This is a genomic window from Ciceribacter thiooxidans, assembly GCF_014126615.1.
GTDB classification, from domain to species: Bacteria; Pseudomonadota; Alphaproteobacteria; order Rhizobiales; family Rhizobiaceae; genus Allorhizobium; species Allorhizobium thiooxidans.
In genome coordinates, this window is the sequence record NZ_CP059896.1 from 1,786,973 (window position 1) to 1,806,922 (window position 19,950).

Genomic DNA, 19,950 nt, shown 5'->3' on the forward strand with positions numbered 1-19,950 from the left:
CCTTCCCTGACGATCGCAGGACCACCGCGGTGGTCGGAGTGGAGAGATTCGAACTCCCGACCCTCTGGTCCCAAACCAGATGCGCTACCAGACTGCGCTACACTCCGTTCCAGCGATCATTGCCGAAATACACGGTTCACCCGCCGTGGGCAACAGCTAAAATCGACTTTTCGTCACCGTTCACAGTGACAAAAACGCTGTCATTTCAACGATGCCCGGGCTGCGTCGATGTCAACCCGGCTCCCCGGCACGATACCGAGGGCAGCCGACCGGCCGCCGTTGATCTCCAGCACATAACGAACAGGCCCCGGAGAGGCGATGATATCTTGCGAATAGGGCACGGTGCGCTCGGCGATACGGCTGACGACACCCTCCTCGTCGATGAAGAGCATGTCGAGCGAAAGCGGTGTGTTCTTCATCCACATCATCACCGTCCGCGCCAAGCCGAAATCGAAAATCATGCCCGCATCGGCGTCGAGTTCGGCCCTGAACATCAGGCCATGCTCGCGCTCCGCGGCCGTTCCCGCCCATTCGACCTGAAAGACATGGCGCTTGCCGCCCGGCGTTTCAATCGCCAGTGCCGCCTTGCGCAGGCCGGCCTCTTGCGCCGAAGCCGCGACCGGAAGCAACAAAAAAAGCGCCAGGACAGCGCTTCTCCAGATTTCACTGATCATAGGACGCAGCCTCAATGGGCGCGGGTCGCCGGGCCCGGATTGTCGGGATGGATCTCGGCGGCCATCAGCCCCTTCTCACCATTGCCAAAGCGTATCAGAACGCTCTGTCCCGGCCGAAGTTCCGTCAGGCCATAGCGCCGTAGGGTCTCCATATGGACAAAGATGTCCTCGGTCCCCTCGCCGCGCGTCAGGAAGCCGAAACCCTTGGTGCGGTTGAACCACTTCACCAGCACGCGCTCCAGCCCGCTCGTCGGCGTCACCTGCACATGGGTGCGCACCGGCGGCATCTGCGAAGGGTGGATCGCCGTCGACTGATCCATGGAGAGAATGCGGAAGGTCTGGTAGCCGCGTTCACGCTTCTGCACCAGCGCAACGATGCGCGTCCCCTCGAGGATGGTCTGGTAGCCGTCGCGCCTCAGGCAGGTCACGTGCAGGAGGACATCCTGCATGCCGTTGTCCGGAACGATGAAGCCGAATCCCTTGGCGACGTCGAACCACTTGACCACACCGGTGATCTCGAGAAGTTCGACGGCTTCCCCGGACAGCTCTTCGAACTCGGCGAGCCCTTTCGATGAAATCCTGTCGGCCATTTCCTCACGCCCCTCGAAAACGCGTCACATAGGTTCGTTAACTGATTCTTGACGATCAGATTAACATTTGCCCGTTGGTGTCGCGCAAGTCCCTGTCTAAGATATACCCAAATCCTTTTGACGCTTCATCCTTGCTCGAAGCTGTCGTCTGCTCCATATCCGGACACGTTATTAGGAGGACATCATGCGCTATCTTCACACCATGGTGCGCGTCAAAGATCTTGATGCGTCACTCGACTTCTACTGCCGCATCTTCGGCCTCGCCGAGGTGCGGCGCATCGAAAACGAAAAAGGCCGGTTCACACTCGTGTTTCTGGCCGCTCCCGGCGACGTCGAGGCAGTGCGCGACAAAAAGGCACCGTGCCTGGAGCTTACCTATAACTGGGATACCGAGGACTATACCGGAGGACGCAACTTCGGTCACCTGGCCTACGAGGTGGACGACATCTACGCCACCTGCCGGCGACTGATGGAGAACGGCGTGACGATCAACCGTCCGCCCCGTGACGGCTACATGGCCTTCGTGCGCTCGCCTGACGGCATCTCGATCGAGATCCTGCAAAAAGGCGAAGGCCTCGCACCGGTAGAGCCGTGGCTCTCGATGCCGAATACCGGAAGCTGGTAACGACCTCGGCCCGCCTCGCACAAGCTTGGCGGGCTATCACCCTGCTGAATACGCGGCTGGACGCAGTTTGTCTTCTGTTTCGGTCTCTGCCGCTTTCAACCAGTTCCGTGGGGTTTTCCAATGACCTGCCTGCCGAAATTGTCGGTGCGTCGCCGGATTGCGTGCCGGATCGTCCTCTGCGGCGTCGCCCTGACGGCACTGCAAGGCTGCGCGAGCACGGGCGAAAAAGCATCTGCAGCAGCGACAACCGATTCGGCGCCCGAGGTCGCAACGCTGCCGACTGGGACGATTGGAAGGAAATCGGCCGCGAAAGGCTCCGGCTATTCCGATCCGTCCGTCGTCGCGATGGCCGGCGACCGGCAACAGACGCCGGCGGCCGCTACGGCACAGAGGATTCCGGCCGCTTCAGGAGCGGCCACAGCCGGTCTCGCGGACGCCGTAATGCAGCCTGCAGCGATCAACGCCGGCCGTTCCAGCATCTTCGCACAGCAACAGGAGCCGGTGCCGGCGGACGCCGCCGCGTCGATGATGACCGCGGCGAGCCTCGTTCCGGCCGAAATGCCGACACGCCGCGTCAGCCCGATGACCGGCAGTCTGTTCAGTGCCCCGCAATATGCTTCCGCCGATCCGGTGGACCTCCCCGCCGACGAGCAAGTCACCCCTCAGCCGCTCGGGGACGACTCGCCGACCGTCACGGCCGGCGCTCCGGCAGAGCCGGACGCTAAAGAAGCTGCAAATTCCGAACCGGCTGCGCCCATTGCCGAGGATGCACCGGCGGAGCCGTCAAAGAAGACGCTTTTCCCGATTCTCGGGCGATTGCTCGGCAAGTCAAAGTCGTAGGACGCCCACTCTCAGCAACTCGTTCGGAGGGCGCGTCCTGTTCGTTTCAGCCGCCTTCCGCAAGGTAATGTTACCTGAGCATGCTTCAGAATTCATGCCTATCCATCTGACACCTAAGAACTTTTTCATAGACGCATCGTCAGAATCCACAGCCGTCACATTTTTTGCAAAAAACGAAAGAAAGCCGCTTGCGGGATTCCGAAGCCCTGACTATAAGGGCGCCACAACGAAGCGCACGCGCCCTTCGTCTATCGGTTAGGACACCAGATTTTCATTCTGGGAAGAGGGGTTCGACTCCCCTAGGGCGTGCCACTTTCTTTCCCTTGCGAGTAGACTGACATAGCCGCGACGCTGCCTCGTGCGCTCGCTCATCATGTGTCGCCACAAGCATTTTCGTCAGTTTTTCCCGTAACTTGACCGTCTCTCGATTTTTTTCGCGGACGGCCGGAAAAATGCATTTTTCCGCTTGCGGGATTCCGAAGCCCTGACTATAAGGGCGCCACAACGAAGCGCACGCGCCCTTCGTCTATCGGTTAGGACACCAGATTTTCATTCTGGGAAGAGGGGTTCGACTCCCCTAGGGCGTGCCACTTCCAATCTTCCGTACATCGTCGGATATCGCTCAGAACGCTTTCGCTGCGTCGGTGACACGTATCTGCACGCGCCGCGTTCCCTGCCAGTGCTCGGCACTGAGCGAGCCCGCGAGATGAACCTGATTGCCCCGCGAGGACAGCAGGAAATCGCCGAGTGGCGTTTCGGCGGCGCGGAAGGCTATCCCATCGAGCCGCGATCCGTCCTGCGCCTCGACGGTCACCTTCACATGATTGACACCGACAAGGCGCGAATCCCGCAAGCGATGCGCAGGAATGGCGAAGCAAGGTTGCGGGTGGCCGGCGCCATAGGGACCGGCCGTCTCCAGCTGGTCGATCAGCGCGATGGTGGCGCCGGATGCACCCAGCGCTCCGTCTATCTTCAGGCTGCGATTGGCGGCAAGCGTCGATACCTGGCTGCCTGCTGCCTCGTCGAAGAAGGCGCGCAGCCGGCCGAGATTGGCGCGTTCGACGGTCAGGCCGGCCGCCATGGCGTGACCGCCGCCCTTGACGAGCAGGCCGGCGTCGACCGCCGCCCGAACCATGCGCCCGAGGTCGAAGCCGTTGATCGAACGTCCAGATCCCGTTCCCTTGCCGGAAGAATCGAAAGCGATCGCAAAGGCCGGCCGCTTGAACTTCTCCTTCAGGCGGGCGGCAAGCAGCCCGACGATACCGGGGTGCCAATTATCGTGGGCCGTGACGATGACGGATGCCGTTTCGCCGGTGCCGTATTCGGCAAGCGCCTCCGCTTCCGCCTCCGCCAGCATCGCGGTTTCCATCGCCTGCCGCTCGCGGTTGAGTTCGTCGAGCCTCGCTGCGATTTCACCGGCGGCGGTGGCATCATCGAGCGTCAGCAAGCGGCTCCCGAGCGCGGCGTCACCGATGCGACCGCCGGCATTGATTCTCGGACCCACGAGAAAGCCGAAATGATAGGGCGTCACCGGCCCGCCGATACCCGCCACGCTCAACAGAGCCGCGAGACCGGCATTCTGCTGATGGCGGGCTGCGATCAGCCCCTTCACCACATAAGCGCGGTTGAGGCCCCTGAGAGGAACGACGTCACAAACGGTCGCGAGCGCCACGAGATCAAGCCAGGCGAGCAGGTCGATCGATCCGGCGCGACGGTCGCCCTGCTGTCTCAGCAGCCGCAGCGTGGCAACCAGCACGAGGAAGACGACACCCGCGGCACAGAGATGCCCCTGCCCCGACAGGTCGTCCTCGCGGTTGGGATTGACCAGTGCGTGGCAGGTGGGCATGGCGTGCGCCATCTGGTGGTGGTCGATGACGACGACGTCGATGCCGCGCCGGCGCGCCTCCTCCAGCGCCTCGAAACTGGTCGAACCGCAGTCGACGGTGACCACCAGCCGCGCGCCGCGCTCGATCAGCTGCCCGATCGCCACCGGGTTCGGGCCGTAGCCCTCGAAAATACGGTCGGGAATGTAGATCTCCGCCTCCGCGCCGAAATGCGCGAGAAAACGATAGAGGAGCGCTGAGGAGGCAGCACCGTCGACGTCATAGTCGCCGAAGATCGCAATGCGCTCGCCGCCGGCGATCGCCCGCACGATCCGCGCCGCCGCGGCCTCGCAATCGGTGAGCGATGCCGGGTCCGGCATCAGGGAGCGGATTGTGGGATCGAGAAAGGCCGGCGCTTCGTCGACGCCGACGCCGCGGCCTGCCAGCACGCGCGCCAGGATTTCCGGCATTCCATGAAGCTGGGCGATGGCGAGTGCGCGGTTCTGTCCGGCCTGATCGAGGCGCGAGACCCATCGCTGGCCGCTCACCGAGCTTTCCACGCCGAGGAATGCGCGCGGCACCGGATCGACCGGTTCATTCATGCCCATTTTATCTTCCCGCCCGTCGTCATTCCAGGTTTATCGCCCGCTGAAACACATACAGCAAGCCATCGGCAGCCTCGCCACCCCGCCCGGAAAGGCAGGAGCGCCGTCACACCGTCTTCGGCCGCTCGATGCGGATCGTCTGCGGTTCGCCGATAAGATATCCCTCCGCGCGGATGGCCGAGACCGCCTTGCGGACCGACTCCTCCATCGTCGCATGGGTAACGAGAATGATAGTCACCGGCGCGCCAATCTCTCCATCCGGCTGCGAGCGCTGCACGATCGATTCCAGCGAAATACCGTTGTCGGCCATGCGGGTCGCGACATTGGCGAACACGCCGATCTTGTCGGCAACGGTCAGCCGGATGAAATAACCGCCTTCGTGGCTGCGCATCTGCGCCCGGCGATAGGGTTCGAGCAGATGGGCCGGGCGGCCGAGTACCGGCACCTGCTGCGCGCCCGGACGGCTCTTGGCGATGTCGGTGATGTCGCCGAGCACCGCTGATGCCGTGGCACTGCCGCCGGCGCCGGGGCCGACCATCAACAGCTCGCCGAGAATGTCGGATTCCAGCGCTACGGCATTGGTAACACCGTCGACCTGCGCGATCACCGAATCGAGTGGCACCATCGTCGGGTGCACGCGCTGCTCGATGCCCGTGTCCGTCTTCTGCGCCACGCCGAGGAGCTTGATGCGATAGCCGAGCTCGTTCGCCGCGCGGATGTCCTCGATCGAGATATTGGTAATGCCCTCGAGATAGATGTCATCAGCGGCGATCTCGCTGCCGAAGGCGAGCGTCGTCATGATCGCGAGCTTGTGGGCGGTGTCGTTGCCCTCGATGTCGAAGCTCGGATCGGCCTCGGCATAGCCGAGCCGCTGTGCATCCTTCAGGCACTCGCCGAAGGAAAGGCCCTCCTTCTCCATCCGGCTGAGGATGTAGTTACAGGTGCCGTTCATGATCCCGTAGACGCGGGAGAAATGATTGCCGGTCAGCGACTCGCGTAGCGCCTTGATGACCGGAATGCCGCCGGCGACCGCCGCCTCATAATTGAGGAGAGCACCGTTTTTCTCCGCGATTCGCGCCAGTTCGACGCCGTAACGCGCGAGCAGCGCCTTGTTGGCGGTCACCACATGCAGACCGCGCGCCAGCGCTGCCCGAACGGACGCCTCCGCCGCACCGTTGGCGCCGCCGACCAGTTCGACATAGACGTCGATCTCGGCATTGGCGGCGAGGTCGAGGGGATCGTCGTACCAGGCGATTCCGGAGAGATCGATGCCGCGATCCTTGTTCCGGTCACGGGCGGACACCGCCGCAATCTCGATCTTCCGGCCGCAGGAAATGGCAAGCTCGTTGCTGCGCTGTTGAAGAATGCGAACCAGCGCGGCACCGACGGTGCCCAGACCCGCAATGCCAATCCTGAGGGCATCCGCCATAGATCAATTTCCCGAAACTTACGAATTGCATGAAAGGCGGCCGCGAACGGGCCGCCTGGACCTGATGGTCGGCGAGGTTATCGTCGTCGGCCGGAAAGCTCAACCTTGGCGGTGGGCGTTCAGCGAAATGACGTTGTGCATGGTTTCGTCGGCCGTCGACAGGAAGCGCTTGAGATTGCGCGCGGCCTGGCGGATGCGGTGCTCGTTCTCGACCAGCGCAATACGAACATAGTCGTCACCCATCTCGCCGAAGCCGATGCCGGGGGCGACGGCGATGTCGGCCTTCTCGACGAGAAGCTTGGAGAATTCGAGCGAGCCGAGCGGACGGAACTTCTCCGGGATCTTCGCCCAGGCGAACATGGTCGCCGCCGGCGGCGGCACTTCGAAGCCGGCCTTGCCGAAGGTCTCGACCAGCACGTCGCGGCGGCGCTTGTACACCGATCGGACTTCGGCGATGTCGGAACCGTCGCCGTTGAGGGCGTGGGTCGCCGCCACCTGGATCGGCGTGAAGGCACCGTAGTCGAGATAGGACTTTACGCGGGTCAGCGCCGAGATCAGCCGCTCGTTGCCGACGGCAAAGCCCATGCGCCAGCCGGGCATCGAGAAGGTCTTCGACATCGAGGTGAACTCGACGGTGATGTCCATTGCGCCGGGAACCTCAAGAACCGATGGCGGCGGGGTGTCGTCGAAGTAGATTTCCGAATAGGCAAGGTCGGAGAGCACGATCAGGTCATGCTTCTTCGCGAACGCGATCACGTCCTTGTAGAAGTCGAGCGAGGCGACGTGTGCGGTCGGGTTCGACGGATAGTTGATGATGAGCGCCAGCGGCTTCGGGATCGAATGGCGCACGGCACGTTCGAGCGGCGGAAAAAAGGTCTCGTCCGGCTCGACCGACATCGACCGGATGACACCGCCGGCCATCAGGAAGCCGAAGGCGTGGATCGGATAGGTCGGATTCGGGCAGAGGATGACGTCACCCGGTGCGGTGATCGCCTGGGCCATGTTGGCGAAGCCTTCCTTCGAGCCTAGCGTCGCGACGACCTGGGTTTCCGGGTTGAGCTTCACGCCGAAGCGGCGGGCGTAGTAGGCAGCCTGGGCGCGGCGGAGGCCCGGGATGCCCTTGGAAGACGAATAGCGATGGGTGCGCGGGTCCTGGACCACTTCGCAGAGCTTGTCGACGATCGCCTTCGGGGTCGGCAGGTCGGGGTTGCCCATACCGAGGTCGATGATGTCGGCGCCACCGGCTCGCGCGCTAGCTTTCAAACGGTTGACCTGTTCGAAAACATAGGGCGGCAGGCGCCGAACTTTATGAAACTCTTCCATCTCAAACCCCGTGGGATCGCGCGGTAGCATCCGCGCCAAGCGGGTTCGTTTGTTGCTCGTGACATGTTCCGTAACGAACCCGAAACCGGAACAGACCCTTTTGTGTGATGCAATGGCGAAATGCTGCGGCAAATCTGTGTCCGTCGACAAAGGACAAACCAGCCGAAGCGAGCGGTCGCACCCCGATTGCTTTGCTTCCAAATTGCAGCAAAGGCAAGCGCTATTTGGCCAGCGCCGCCTGTACGTCGACGCCGTGCTCTGCGGCGAGCTTGCGCAGCTCTTCCACTCGCCGCTGGTACTCGGCCTCAGAAATCGTGCCCGACTTGCGGGCGGAGGCGAGTGCCGACAGCTTCGCCTGCAGCGCCACCGCCTCCTCGTCGCTCATCTGAACGCTTGCGGCCGTCAGCGGCTGCGAGAAATCCGGATAGCCGTCCGGAGAGGTGCCGAGCGCCGGCGTCTGGGGGCTGCGAGCCCCATCGCTGACGGTGACGTCGAGCACGGAGGACCGCGGCCCGGCCGCAGCCGTCTGCCCGCCCGTCGACGAGCATCCCGCGGCGACCCCGAGTGCACCGGCCAGTGCCAGACCGGAAGCAAGACGCCACGTTTTCATCGCCCACATCGCTGCAATCATACCCATATATCCCAAACCGGCGCCGCAATGCATCCGGCGGTTGATCCCCGCTTCCGAATACGTCAGGAATGGCTTTCGTATTGCTGGAACTTGTAGTCGTTTTCAGGCAGGATAAGCAAACATAAAAGAGGACTCGCACGAGCACTCTCGGGAGGAACAGCTTGAGCAGAGACACCGAAGACGGTGCCACATCCGGTGCTACGGCCCAAGGCTTCGATCCGAAGCTGATTGAACCCTACATCGTCAAGGATCCGGAAGCGCTGGCAATCAATGTCGCCCGTGCCCTCGAAAACCTCGGCAAGGCCGCTTCGACATGGCTTGCGCCGCGCGAGCGCGGCGAGATCGTCGACCCGGTGTCGCAACCGCTGACGGAACTCGTCAAGACGATGTCCAAGGTCACCGAGTACTGGATGTCGGACCCGAAGCGGACGCTGGAAGCGCAGGGCCTTCTGCTGGCCGGCATGTTCGGCGCCTGGACGCGGACCGCGCAGAGGCTCGCCGGCGGCGAAGGCGCGGAGCCCGCGCCGCAGTTCCCGAACGACAAGCGATTCGCCGACGAGGACTGGCAGCGCAACCCGTTCTTCGACTTCCTGCGTCAGGTCTATTTCATCGGCAGCGACTGGGCCGAGCGCATGGTGCGCGATGCCGAGGGGCTCGACGAGCACACCCGGCACAAGGCCGCCTTCTACGTCCGGCAGATCACGGCTGCCCTTTCGCCCGCAAACTTCGTCGTCACCAATCCGCAGGTCTACCGCGAAACGGTCGCGAGCCACGGCGACAATCTCGTGCGCGGCATGAAGATGCTCGCCGAGGATATCGCGGCCGGCGGCGGCGACCTTCGTCTTCGCCACACCGACTACAGCAAGTTCGCCGTCGGCGAGAACATGGCGGTCACGCCGGGCAAGGTGATCGCCCAGAACGATATCTGCGAAATCCTGCAATACGAAGCGGCGACCGGCACGGTTCTCAAGCGGCCCCTCCTGATCGTGCCGCCGTGGATCAACAAATTCTACATCCTCGACCTCAACCCGCAAAAGTCCTTCATCAAGTGGTGTGTCGACCAGGGACATACGGTCTTCGTCATTTCCTGGGTCAATCCCGACGAGCGGCATGCCACGAAGGACTGGGAAGCCTATATCCGCGAGGGCGTCGATTTCGCCCTCGAGACCGTCGAGAAGGCGACCGGCGAGACCAAGGTGAACGCGATCGGTTACTGCGTCGGCGGCACGCTGCTCTCCGCCGCACTCGCCCTGCACGCCAAGGAGCGCAACAAACGCATCGCAAGTGCAACGCTCTTCACCACCCAGGTCGATTTCACCCATGCCGGCGACCTCAAGGTGTTCGTCGACGAAGAGCAGCTCGACGCGATGGAAGAGCGCATGCGGGCAAGCGGCTACCTCGAAGGCTCGAAGATGGCATCCGCCTTCAACATGCTGAGGGCCTCCGAGCTCATCTGGCCCTACTTCGTCAACAACTACCTGAAGGGCGAGGAGCCGATGCCCTTCGACCTGTTGTTCTGGAATTCGGACTCGACCCGGATGGCGGCCGCCAACCACTCCTTCTATTTGCGCAACTGCTATCTCGACAATGCGCTCAGCAAGGGACGGATGAAGATCGCCGGCAAGACCCTGTCGCTGAAGGACGTGAAGATCCCGATCTACAATCTCGCGACCCGCGAGGATCACATCGCGCCGGCCAAATCGGTTTTCGTCGGCAGCGGCCTGTTCGGTGGACCGGTCACCTTCGTGCTCAGCGGTTCCGGCCACATCGCCGGCGTGGTCAACCCGCCCGGCAAGCAGAAGTATCAGTACTGGACCGGCGGTGCGCCCGCCGGCGCCTTCGAGGAGTGGCTGGAAAGAGCAGAAGAGACACCGGGCTCCTGGTGGCCGCACTGGCAAACATGGGTCGAGTCGCTCGACGGCAAGCGGGTCCCTGCCCGCAAGGTCGGCGGTGGTGCGCTGAATGCGATCTCCGACGCGCCCGGCACGTACGTGCGCGAACGGGCGTGACTCCTACGCGATGAAGTTCGATCCCCCTCTCGTCCCTGCCCGGCTCATCCGGCGTTACAAGCGCTTCCTGTTCGACGCGCTGCTCGACGACGGAAGCGAGATCACCGGTTTTTGCCCAAACACCGGCTCGATGCTGGGGTTGACGGACGCCGGTTCGCGTATCTGGCTTTCCGATCACGCCGGCTCGGCGCGCAAACATCGCTATGCCTTCGAGCTGATCGAAGCCGACGATACCGTCGTCGGTGTCCACGCAGCCCTTGCCAACCGGCTCGGCGAAGAGGCGATCCGGATGGGCCTTGTCGACGATCTTGCGGGCTACGAGACGTTGCGGCGCGAACAACGCTATGGCCGGAACTCGCGCATCGACTTTCTTCTTTCCTCACCCGGACGGGCGGATGTCTATGTCGAGGTCAAGAACGTGCATTTCATCCGCGAGAATCGGCTTGCCGAATTTCCGGACACCGTGACCGCACGCGGCACCAGGCACCTCGAAGAACTTGCGGCGATGGTGGATGCCGGCCACCGTGCCATCATGCTCTATCTCATCCAGCGCGAGGATTGCGACCGCTTCCGTCTTTCGGGCGACCTCGATCCCGCCTATGCCCGCGCCTTCGCCGAGGCGAGACGGCGCGGAGTCGAGGCCTACGCCGTCAAATGCCGGGTGAGTGCCGCGGAAATCGCACCGCTTCAACTCATCGCAATGGACGAAGCCGCCCCTGCTGCATTATGTACGGTGTGACAATCGGAATGCATCCAACCTGAAAGCGGATGAATGGTAAATTACATCGACGCGGCAACGGCGCCGCTCAAGAATACGGGAGCGATCAGGCTCTACGGCCCCGAAGCCTTTGAAGGCATGCGCAAGGCTTCGCAGCTGACCGCGCGCTGTCTGGACGAACTCGCCTCCGTCGTGAAGCCCGGCGTCACGACGGACGCGATCGACCGCTTCGTCTTCGAATTCGGCATGGACAACGGGGCGCTCCCGGCCACGCTCAACTACCGCGGCTACACGAAATCCTGCTGCACCTCGATCAATCACGTCGTCTGCCACGGCATTCCGAACGACAAGCCGCTGCGCGAAGGCGACATCGTCAACATCGACGTTACCTACGTCCTCGACGGCTGGCACGGCGATTCGAGCCGCATGTATCCGGTGGGCGAGATCAAGCGCGCCGCCGAACGGCTGCTCGAAGTCACCTACGAGTGCCTGATGCGCGGGATTGCCGCGGTGCGCCCCGGCGCCCGCACGGGCGCCATCGGCGAGGCGATCCAGACCTATGCAGAGGCCGAGCGCTGTTCCGTCGTGCGCGATTTCTGCGGCCACGGCATCGGACAGTTGTTCCACGACTCCCCGAACATCCTGCACTACGGCCGGGCCGACGAGGGTCCGGAACTGCGCGAGGGGATGATCTTCACCATCGAGCCGATGATCAACCTCGGCCGCCCGCACGTGAAGGTGCTCTCCGACGGCTGGACCGCGGTCACCCGCGACCGCTCGCTGACCGCGCAATACGAGCACGCCGTCGGCGTGACGGCGACGGGCTGTGAAATCTTCACGCTTTCACCCGCCGGTCTCGACCGTCCCGGACTGCCGCCGCTTCGAGGCTGACGATGGGCAAACCTCCTTCCCTTTTCCCGGCAGACGATGAAGACGACAAAACCGTCGTTCCGGACCGGGAAGAGGCGGAGGAGGATACTGCCGCCGTCGATGAACGAAGCTTCTTCGCCGAGCAGCCTTCGAAACCACGGCCGATCTCCGGCGCGAACGCTCAGGAAGAGGCGCATTATATCGGTCATCGCGACAGGTTGAGAACGCGCTTCCGCGAAAGCGGCGAGGCGGCGCTCGCGGACTACGAGCTCCTCGAACTTCTGCTTTTCCGTCTCATTCCGCGCCGCGATACCAAGCCGATCGCCAAGGCGTTGATCGGCCGCTTCGGCACGCTCGCCGGCGTGCTCGGCGCACCGCCTGCCCTGCTGCAGGAGGTGAAGGGGATCGGCGAGACGGTGGCGCTCGACCTAAAGCTCATCGCAACCACGGCGCAGCGAATGCTGAAGAGCGAGCTCAAGGAGCGGCACGTGCTCTCTTCGTGGTCATCGGTGATCGACTACTGCCACGCGGCAATGGCCTACGAGACCACGGAGCAGTTCCGCATCCTCTTCCTAGACAAGCGCAACGCGCTGATCGCCGACGAGGTGCAGGGGCGCGGCACGATCGACCACACGCCCGTCTATCCCCGTGAGGTTGTGAAGCGGGCGCTCGAACTTTCCGCGACGGCGATCATCCTCGTGCACAATCACCCGTCCGGAGACCCGACACCGTCACGCGCCGACATCGACATGACGAAGACCATCATCGATACCGCAAAGCCGCTCGGCATCACCGTCCACGATCACATCATCATCGGCCGGCAGGGTCATGCGAGCTTCCGGGGCCTCCGGCTGATCTGAACGGCCCCTGCCCTTGCTTATGAGCGCCCATCGGCCACCGGCAGGACGACCCTGAACTCGGCGCCACCGTCCTTCGAGCGCCCGGCGGTGATCGTGCCGCCGAAATCCTCGATGATAGTGAAACTGATCCAGAGGCCGAGCCCGGTGCCCTCGCCGACCGCCTTGGTCGTGAAGAAGGGCTCGAAGATCTTGCTCATGTCCTCCTCGGCGATACCCGGCCCGTTATCCGCGACGGTGATCTCGATCGCGTGATCCAGCCGTCGTGCGGCGAGCTGTACCCGCGCACCATCTCGCCCTTCGACGGCATGGAGGGCGTTATCGGTCAGATTGACGATCACCTGGTGCAACTGCCCCTCATGTCCCTCGATGACGAGGTCCGGATCGCCGTCGACGACAATTTCGGCCTGCGCGTTCTTCGCTTTGGCCGCCAGGTGGGCGGAATTGCGCAAAAGCCGGCCGACATCGACCGCCTGGCGCTCGCCGGCCTTGCTGAAGGAGAGCCGCCGCAGGTTCTTGACGATGTCGCTCACCCGGTTGGCACCTTCGATCGTACCTTCGAGCAGCGATCCGACATCGGCGGTGATGGCATCGATCTTCAGGCTCTTGCGCAGCTCGGCGAGCCGTTCCGGCGCTTCACCGCGATGAATGGCGTCGAGATAGAAGATCAGGTTCTTGCGGTAGCGGTCGAGCGTATAGATGTTGCCGTAGACAAAGCTGATCGGATTGTTGAGTTCGTGGGCGACGCCCGCGACGAGGCGGCCGAGGCTTGCCATCTTCTCCTGCTCGATCAGCCGGCGTTGCGCCTGCTGCAGGTTCATGTGGGCGCGATGCAGTGCCTCGTAGGCCTGCTTCAACTCGCTGATCGGACGCCCGGTCAGGACCGCGCCGATGCGGCGGCGGCCGGCATCGAACAGTGCCGCACAGCGGATGGCGAGGCATTCCTCGTGGCCGTCGGCTGCGACGAGGTGCAGATCGCCCTCCATGACGTTGCCCTGGTGTCCGGCGGCGATCAGCCTTTCCGCCTGCGGCCGGTCGCGTTCAGCGAGATAGCCGAAGATTCGGCTTCCGAGCACCGCCTTCTCCTCATGCCCGGTCAGCTTCAGGAATGCGGGATTGACCTTCTTGATGCGGCCGTCGGCGCTGCAGGCGATCAGGACGTCCGATACCGACGCGATGACGCTCGAAATAAAGGTCTGTGCCTCCTCGAGCTCGGCATTCTTGCGCTCGAGGTCGGTCTCGTTGCGCAGGAGCTCGGAATAGACCTCGTCCATCCGACGGATGACGTCCACCCACATGGCTTCACTCGCCTGGTCGAGTTCCATCGCACCTCGAACGGAGCCTGTTCCATTGGAATGTCCGGGCATTGCCTCAGTCGGCGTCATCGTCGTCCTGGCCACGTCGCAGATCGTATCGTTCGAGTTTGCTTCGCAAACCAACGCGCGACAAGCCCAATTCGTCCGCCGTGCGGCTGATATTGCCGTGGTTGCGCTCCAGGCTCGCCTGGATTGCCACCCGTTCGACGTCCGCGACGATGTCCTTCAACTGCTTCACCCCGCAGTCGTTCACACCGTTCGGTTTTCGCTCGAGCACACCCACGATTTCCGGTGACAGCAGTGACGGCTCCAGCGGTGCATTTTCGTCGGACAGCACCACCATTCGCTGGATCTCGTTGTGCAGTTCGCGGACATTGCCCGGCCAGTGATAGGCATTCATGAGATCGAGCGTGCGCGGGTGGAAGCCGGGAACCTGGCGGTTGAAGGACTGGTTGATCTGCATGAGCATCCGCGCGGCGATGACCGGGATGTCCTCGGCGCGCTCCTTCAACGCCGGCATGTGGATCGGGAAGGCCGCAAGACGATAATAGAGGTCTCGGCGGAAGCGGCCGGCAGCCACCTCGGCGAGAAGGTCGCGATTGGTCGCGGCGATCACCCGGACATTGACCTTGCGCGGCCGCTGCGCGCCGAGCGGACGGATCTCCCCCTCCTGCAGCACGCGCAGGAGCTTCACCTGGAAGGCGGGCGAGGTTTCGCCGATCTCGTCGAGGAAGATCGAGCCGTTGTCGGCGAGTTCGAAGAGGCCGACGCGATCCTGATAGGCGCCCGTGTAGGCCCCCTTCTTGCAGCCGAAGAGTTCGCTCTCCAGCAGATCGTCCGGCAGGGCACCGCAGTTCTCGACGACGAAGGACTGGTCGGAACGGGCCGATTCCCGGTGGATGGCGCGTGCGAGCAGCTCCTTGCCGGTGCCCGAGGCGCCGGTGATCAGCACCGAAACGTCGTAGCGCGCCGCCTGTCGGGCGAGCCGGATCGAATGGACGAGCGGGCTACCCGGCGTATGGACGATCCGGTCGAAGCCAAAACTCTTCTGGGCGTTGCGGCGCTTGTCGGTGACGACTTTCTCCAGCCGGTCGCTCGCCGGCTTCACCTCGACATTCACCTCGCCCGCCGCATGTTGCAGCCGCCAGAGGCTGGCACTCTCGCGCAGGCAGGTCAGCAGTTCGTCCGGGTTCCAGGGCTTGGTGATATAGCGATAGATGCCGGCCTTGTTGACGCCGTCGATGATGTCTTCCGAGGCGGTATAGCCGGAGATGATGATGCGGATCGTGTCCGGCCAGAGTTCGCGGGCACGTCGCAGGAACGAGACACCGGATTCGCCCGGCATCCGCTGGTCACACAGGATGATCTGCACCAGTTCGCCGTTGAGAACGGCCTCCGCCTCCTCGGCGTTGCGGGCGCAGATGACCTCGAACTCGTCGCTCAGGATGCGCTGGATCGCCTCCAGCGAGCGCACTTCGTCGTCGACGACCAGAACGGTCGTGTGGGTATTGATCAAGGCCTGCACCCTGCGCCCCCCTGTCTGCCACCGTCGCCGGCGCGGTGAACGGCCAGCGTCGCCGGCGTTCTCGACTTCGCTATCTTATGGATAAAATTGAACCGCGCCACATGGTAGCTCGGATCGAAGCCGTAGAAATTGCGCCGCATGCGGGCAAGCTCCTCGGCCCGGTAGGCAGAGAGCGGTTTTTTCTCCTCGTCCGCAGCGAGCCGCGCCCGCTTCGCCGCAATCCGGTCATCGAGATCCGGTGCCGCGGCAAGCGCCTTCGCCGCCGTTCCGAGCGCTTCGAGCGCCTCCGCCCGTGCCCTCGGCAGCCGGCAGCTGCAAAGGCCGAGGCTCTCTGCCTCCGAAACGCCCATCGGCAATCTCGCCTGCGTAATCACACGCGCCCGCGTCTCGCCGACCCGGGCGGGAAGCAGGTAGGTCCAGTATTCCGACCCGTAGAGATTGCCCATGTCCTTGTAGTGCGGGTTGAGGATCACGCCTTCGCGCATCCAGACCTCGTCGGCTGCGAGCGACAGGAAGACACCGCCGGCACCGGCATTGCCGAGCACGGCGGCGATCACCAGCCGGTCGTCGGTGCGGATGATCGCCTCGACCAGATCGTTCATAGCGTTGATGTTGCGCCAGGATTCATCGGCCGGACTTTCGGCGTTTTCGATCAGCGAGAGATGAATGCCGTTCGACCATGCCTCGAAACCGCCCTGCAGTACAAGGACGCGCGTCGGCCGGGCCACTGCTGTGAGGAAAGCCTGCCGCAGTTCCTCGCAGTCCTCAGAGGACATCGCCCCGTTGTGAAAGGAAAAGGAAAGGAAACCGACTCCCTCCTCCTCCCGATAGGAGGTCCGCGACGGTGCGGCCAATTCCGGCACGCCCGCCAAGTGATCGGCGAGGAGCATCGCGGCCGGCAGTTTCAGCTGCTGCACGCCCGGTTCCCGCAGATGACCGAGCCACAGCGCGCCGTCGGCAAAGGCAATCGCGACCGCATCGCCGCTTCGTGCGACGACCGTGCCCGCAGGACCTGAACATTCCTCGGCAGGGCGCGCGTCATAGGCGCGAAACGTTCGCCCGGCGATCTCGATCATCGCGCCGGGGTCTCCGTCGGAGGCGTGGACGATCCGCAGTGCCTGCACGACCGTCATTGTCGAAGGATCGAGCGCGCGACGTTCCCGCGGCACCGACGGGCGGAGACAACCCTCGCCATCGTTCGCCTCCGCAAGCGGTGTTCGGTTTCCCGCCGCGATCCGCCCGATCGTCTCCAGCACGCAGGCGGTGGCGGCATCGGTCACCTCCTCGCGGTAGAGATCGGACTTGCGGGCCTCATGCATAGGGAACTCCCGAAAGGCCCACACCGGACCGGCATCCATCGCCTCCCGGGCCTCGACGAGCGTGACACCCCAGACGGGCTCATCCTCGAGAATCGCCCAGTCGAGCGCATTCGGTCCCTTGTCGCCGCGAATACCCGGATGCACGATCAGGCAGAGAACGCGCGACCAGATATCCTCCGGGATCGCCCGTTTGAGGAACGGCGCGACGATCACGTCCGGGGAGAAGAGATCCACCGCCTCGCGCGTCCGGTCGTCGTGGATGTCGAGTTCGACCGAGACGACGTGTCCCGCCTCCCGAAGCTCTACATGAAGACGCTGAGACAACGAATTGAAACTATGACATATCAGCAGGATGCGCATAGCGGTCAGCAGATGCGCGGCAGCTGCTCGCCCGACAGCCAGTCGACGATCCTGCCGCCACCGAAAGACGTCTCCATCTGCACGAAGCAGTGCTCGTCCGAGACCGCGTGGCCGATGATCGCAGCGTCCCGGCCGAGCGGATGGTTTCGCATCGCCGCGAGGATCGCCTCTGCTCCTTCGGGTGCAACGACCGCCACCAGCTTGCCCTCGTTGGCGACATTCAACGGATCGAGCCCGAGAAACTCACAGGCCGCGGCTACCTCCGGCCGCATCGGAATGCCATCCTCGTCGATCCGGAAACCGACCTTCGACTGGTTGGCGATCTCGTTCAGCGTCGCCGCCAGACCTCCGCGGGTCGGGTCGCGCATCAGCCGGAGATGTGCCCCGCCGGCCCCGACCATGGCGGCCGTCAGCCCATGCAGCGCCGCCGTGTCGGAGACGATGTCGACCTCGAACTCCAGGTTCTCGCGCTTGGACATCACCGCCACGCCGTGCTCGCCGATCGAGCCGGAGACGATGACTGCATCCCCCGGACGGGCGGCATCCGAGCGCAGGTCGAGACCCGGCGGAACCACGCCGACGCCGGCCGTCGAAATGAAGACGCCGTCCGCCTTGCCGCGCTCGACAACCTTGGTATCGCCGGTGACGATCGGCACGCCTGCCTCACGCGAGGCTTCCCCCATGGTCTCGGCGATCCGCGCGAGGTCGGCGAGCGGAAAGCCTTCCTCGATGATGAAACTTGCTGAGAGATAAAGCGGCGTGGCACCTGCCATGGCAACGTCGTTGATGGTACCGTGAACGGCCAGCGAGCCGATATTGCCGCCGGGGAAGAAGAGTGGCGAGACGACATAGCCGTCCGTGGTCATCACCATACGCCCGGCCGGCACCTGGAAGGCCGACTGGTCGTTGCCGGCGCGCAGCCAGTCGTTGTCGAAGGCCTTGTGGAAGATGCCCTCGATCAATTGCCCCATCGCCCGGCCGCCGGCACCATGGGAGAGATCGACCAGACCATTCCGGATGTCGAGCTTACGCCTGTAGGCTTTCAGAACCATGTTCACGCGACAGCCCTCCCCGCATTCGCTTCCTTTGCCTTTTCCCGGAAGCGGCCATAGGTCCAGTGGGCGGCGCAGGCCCCTTCCGACGAAACCATGCAGGAGCCCATCGGCGTGTCCGGCGTGCAGACGGTACCGAAGAGCTTGCAATCGGCCGGGCGCTTGACGCCGCGCAGGATCGCGCCGCACTCGCAGGCCGGGTTGTCGCTCGCCGCCGGCGTTTCAAGGTCGAAGCGCTTCTCGGCGTCGAAGCGGGCATATTGCGCGCGCAGCCGCAACGCGCTGTAGGGCACCTGCCCCAGCCCGCGCCACTCGAAGCTCTCCTTGAGTTCGAAATAGGTGGCGACCTCGGCCTGCGCCTTCTCGTTGCCGAAGATGGTGACGGCGCGGATATACTGGTTTTCCACCTCGTGGCGGCCGTCGTTCACCTGCTTCACCAGCATCAGGATCGCCTGGATCACGTCGAGCGGCTCGAAGCCGGCAACGACCACCGGCTTGCGGAACTCCTCGGCGAAGAATTCGTAAGGCTCGGTGCCGATCACCGTGGAGACGTGAGCGGGACCAATGAACCCGTCGATCTTGACCGTGCCGAGTTTGCGGACATCCGGGCTTTCGAGGATGTTCTGGATCGCCGCCGGCGTCAGGACATGGTTGCAGAAGACGGAGAAGTTCGGCAGATCCCTGGCGATCGCCATCTTGATCGCCATGGCGGTCGGCGGCGTCGTGGTCTCGAAGCCGATTGCGAAGAACACCACCTCTCGCTGAGGCTCCTGCTCGGCGATGCGGATCGCGTCGAGCGTCGAATAGACCATGCGGATATCGGCGCCGGCGGCCTTCGCCTTCAGGAGGCTCGATCCCTCCGAGCCCGGCACGCGCATCAGGTCGCCATAGGTACAAAGCGTGATTTCCGGGCGCATGGCGAGCGAGATCGCCGCATCGATCCGGCCGATCGGCAGCACGCAGACGGGACAGCCCGGCCCGTGGATCATCCGCACATTGGCCGGCAACAGGTCTTCAAGGCCGTAGCGCGAGATCGCGTGGGTATGACCGCCGCAGAACTCCATGAAATGGTAGGACCGATCTGGATCGGCGAGCGCGGTGATCTGCCGGGCGATGTCCTTGGCCAGTCGGCCGTCACGATATTCGTCGATGTACTTCATGCCGCCGCCCCTTCTGCCGCCTGCCGGATCAGTTCCAGCGTCCGTTCCGCCTCTTCCGGCTCGATCTTCGCGAGCGCATAGCCGACATGCAGCACGAGATAGTCTCCGGGCTGAACGTCGTCGACGAGGGCGGTCGAAATGACCTTCGAGACCCCATCCAGCGTCACCCTCGCCATCTCGCCGGGAAGCACTTCCTTCACCTGAACGGGTATCGCAAGACACAT

Annotated in this window: 17 protein-coding genes, 3 tRNA genes and 1 pseudogene; 8 read left to right on the plus strand and 13 right to left on the minus strand. The window is 63.7% G+C overall.

The window, feature by feature from the left end; genetic code table 11:
* Positions 1-30: 30 nt before the first annotated feature.
* The 3 genes from H4I97_RS08500 to H4I97_RS08510 form a co-directional block, all read right to left on the minus strand.
* A tRNA-Pro gene (locus H4I97_RS08500) sits at positions 31-107 on the minus strand.
* 93 nt (positions 108-200) lie between these two features.
* The gene (locus H4I97_RS08505) at positions 201-674 is read right to left on the minus strand and encodes a DUF192 domain-containing protein (protein WP_182307455.1); all 474 of its coding nucleotides are present in this window, start codon (positions 672-674) and stop codon (positions 201-203) included.
* 11 nt (positions 675-685) lie between these two features.
* Positions 686-1,264: a cold-shock protein gene (locus H4I97_RS08510; protein WP_182307456.1), complete on the minus strand. Its 579-nt coding sequence runs from the start codon at positions 1,262-1,264 to the stop codon at positions 686-688.
* A gap of 184 nt (positions 1,265-1,448) precedes the next feature.
* On the opposite strand from H4I97_RS08510, the gene gloA reads away from it, so the two are divergent.
* The 4 genes from gloA to H4I97_RS08530 all read left to right on the plus strand — a co-directional run bounded on the left by gloA (position 1,449) and on the right by H4I97_RS08530 (position 3,319).
* Positions 1,449-1,889, plus strand: a complete 441-nt coding sequence (gene gloA / locus H4I97_RS08515; RefSeq protein WP_182307457.1) for a lactoylglutathione lyase — start codon at positions 1,449-1,451, stop codon at positions 1,887-1,889.
* Between the two features lie 120 nt (positions 1,890-2,009).
* Positions 2,010-2,729: a hypothetical protein gene (locus tag H4I97_RS08520; RefSeq protein WP_182307458.1), complete on the plus strand. Its 720-nt coding sequence runs from the start codon at positions 2,010-2,012 to the stop codon at positions 2,727-2,729.
* A gap of 237 nt (positions 2,730-2,966) precedes the next feature.
* A tRNA-Glu gene (locus H4I97_RS08525) sits at positions 2,967-3,041 on the plus strand.
* Positions 3,042-3,244: 203 nt separating this feature from the next.
* Positions 3,245-3,319, plus strand: a tRNA-Glu gene (locus H4I97_RS08530).
* 32 nt (positions 3,320-3,351) lie between these two features.
* On the opposite strand, the gene recJ is transcribed toward H4I97_RS08530, so the two are convergent.
* The 4 genes from recJ to H4I97_RS08550 form a co-directional block, all read right to left on the minus strand.
* On the minus strand, positions 3,352-5,154 hold the full coding sequence (gene recJ, locus H4I97_RS08535; RefSeq protein WP_182307586.1) for a single-stranded-DNA-specific exonuclease RecJ: 1,803 nt from the start codon (positions 5,152-5,154) through the stop codon (positions 3,352-3,354).
* Positions 5,155-5,263: 109 nt separating this feature from the next.
* Positions 5,264-6,586, minus strand: a complete 1,323-nt coding sequence (locus H4I97_RS08540) for a homoserine dehydrogenase (protein ID WP_182307459.1) — start codon at positions 6,584-6,586, stop codon at positions 5,264-5,266.
* A gap of 99 nt (positions 6,587-6,685) precedes the next feature.
* A complete protein-coding gene (locus tag H4I97_RS08545) occupies positions 6,686-7,909 on the minus strand; it encodes an LL-diaminopimelate aminotransferase (protein ID WP_182307460.1) in 1,224 nt (407 codons plus the stop codon).
* A gap of 220 nt (positions 7,910-8,129) precedes the next feature.
* On the minus strand, positions 8,130-8,540 hold the full coding sequence (locus H4I97_RS08550; protein WP_182307461.1) for a gas vesicle protein GvpG: 411 nt from the start codon (positions 8,538-8,540) through the stop codon (positions 8,130-8,132).
* Between the two features lie 161 nt (positions 8,541-8,701).
* Between H4I97_RS08550 and H4I97_RS08555 the strand changes: the two genes are divergently transcribed.
* The 4 genes and pseudogenes from H4I97_RS08555 to radC form a co-directional block, all read left to right on the plus strand.
* A complete protein-coding gene (locus H4I97_RS08555) occupies positions 8,702-10,549 on the plus strand; it encodes a PHA/PHB synthase family protein (protein WP_182307462.1) in 1,848 nt (615 codons plus the stop codon).
* A 10-nt stretch (positions 10,550-10,559) separates the two neighbouring features.
* Entirely contained in the window at positions 10,560-11,288 is a 729-nt protein-coding gene (gene sfsA / locus H4I97_RS08560; protein WP_182307463.1) for a DNA/RNA nuclease SfsA, read from the plus strand.
* 33 nt (positions 11,289-11,321) lie between these two features.
* The gene (gene map / locus H4I97_RS08565) at positions 11,322-12,158 is read left to right on the plus strand and encodes a type I methionyl aminopeptidase (protein ID WP_182307464.1); all 837 of its coding nucleotides are present in this window, start codon (positions 11,322-11,324) and stop codon (positions 12,156-12,158) included.
* Between the two features lie 98 nt (positions 12,159-12,256).
* A pseudogene (gene radC, locus H4I97_RS08570) lies at positions 12,257-12,997 on the plus strand (RadC family protein); the annotation flags it as partial.
* A 17-nt stretch (positions 12,998-13,014) separates the two neighbouring features.
* On the opposite strand, the gene H4I97_RS08575 reads toward radC, so the two are convergent.
* From H4I97_RS08575 to H4I97_RS08600, 6 genes are read right to left on the minus strand one after another with little or no spacing between them, the layout of a single operon-like run.
* Positions 13,015-14,319, minus strand: coding sequence for an ATP-binding protein (locus H4I97_RS08575; RefSeq protein ID WP_244658746.1), 1,305 nt, complete (start codon positions 14,317-14,319; stop codon positions 13,015-13,017).
* Between the two features lie 46 nt (positions 14,320-14,365).
* Positions 14,366-15,823 carry a sigma-54-dependent transcriptional regulator gene (locus tag H4I97_RS08580; protein ID WP_182307588.1) on the minus strand — a complete coding sequence of 486 codons (1,458 nt, stop codon included), beginning with the start codon at positions 15,821-15,823 and terminating at the stop codon, positions 14,366-14,368.
* The gene (locus tag H4I97_RS08585; protein WP_342344138.1) at positions 15,823-17,478 is read right to left on the minus strand and encodes an enoyl-CoA hydratase-related protein; all 1,656 of its coding nucleotides are present in this window, start codon (positions 17,476-17,478) and stop codon (positions 15,823-15,825) included. Before H4I97_RS08585 ends, H4I97_RS08580 begins: the two co-directional genes overlap by 1 nt.
* Before the next feature lie 41 nt (positions 17,479-17,519).
* The gene (hypE, locus tag H4I97_RS08590) at positions 17,520-18,572 is read right to left on the minus strand and encodes a hydrogenase expression/formation protein HypE (RefSeq protein WP_280527688.1); all 1,053 of its coding nucleotides are present in this window, start codon (positions 18,570-18,572) and stop codon (positions 17,520-17,522) included.
* A complete protein-coding gene (gene hypD / locus H4I97_RS08595; RefSeq protein ID WP_182307467.1) occupies positions 18,569-19,726 on the minus strand; it encodes a hydrogenase formation protein HypD in 1,158 nt (385 codons plus the stop codon). The genes hypE and hypD overlap by 4 nt, the downstream gene beginning before the upstream one ends.
* The gene (locus tag H4I97_RS08600; protein WP_182307468.1) at positions 19,723-19,950 is read right to left on the minus strand and encodes a HypC/HybG/HupF family hydrogenase formation chaperone; all 228 of its coding nucleotides are present in this window, start codon (positions 19,948-19,950) and stop codon (positions 19,723-19,725) included. The genes hypD and H4I97_RS08600 overlap by 4 nt, the downstream gene beginning before the upstream one ends.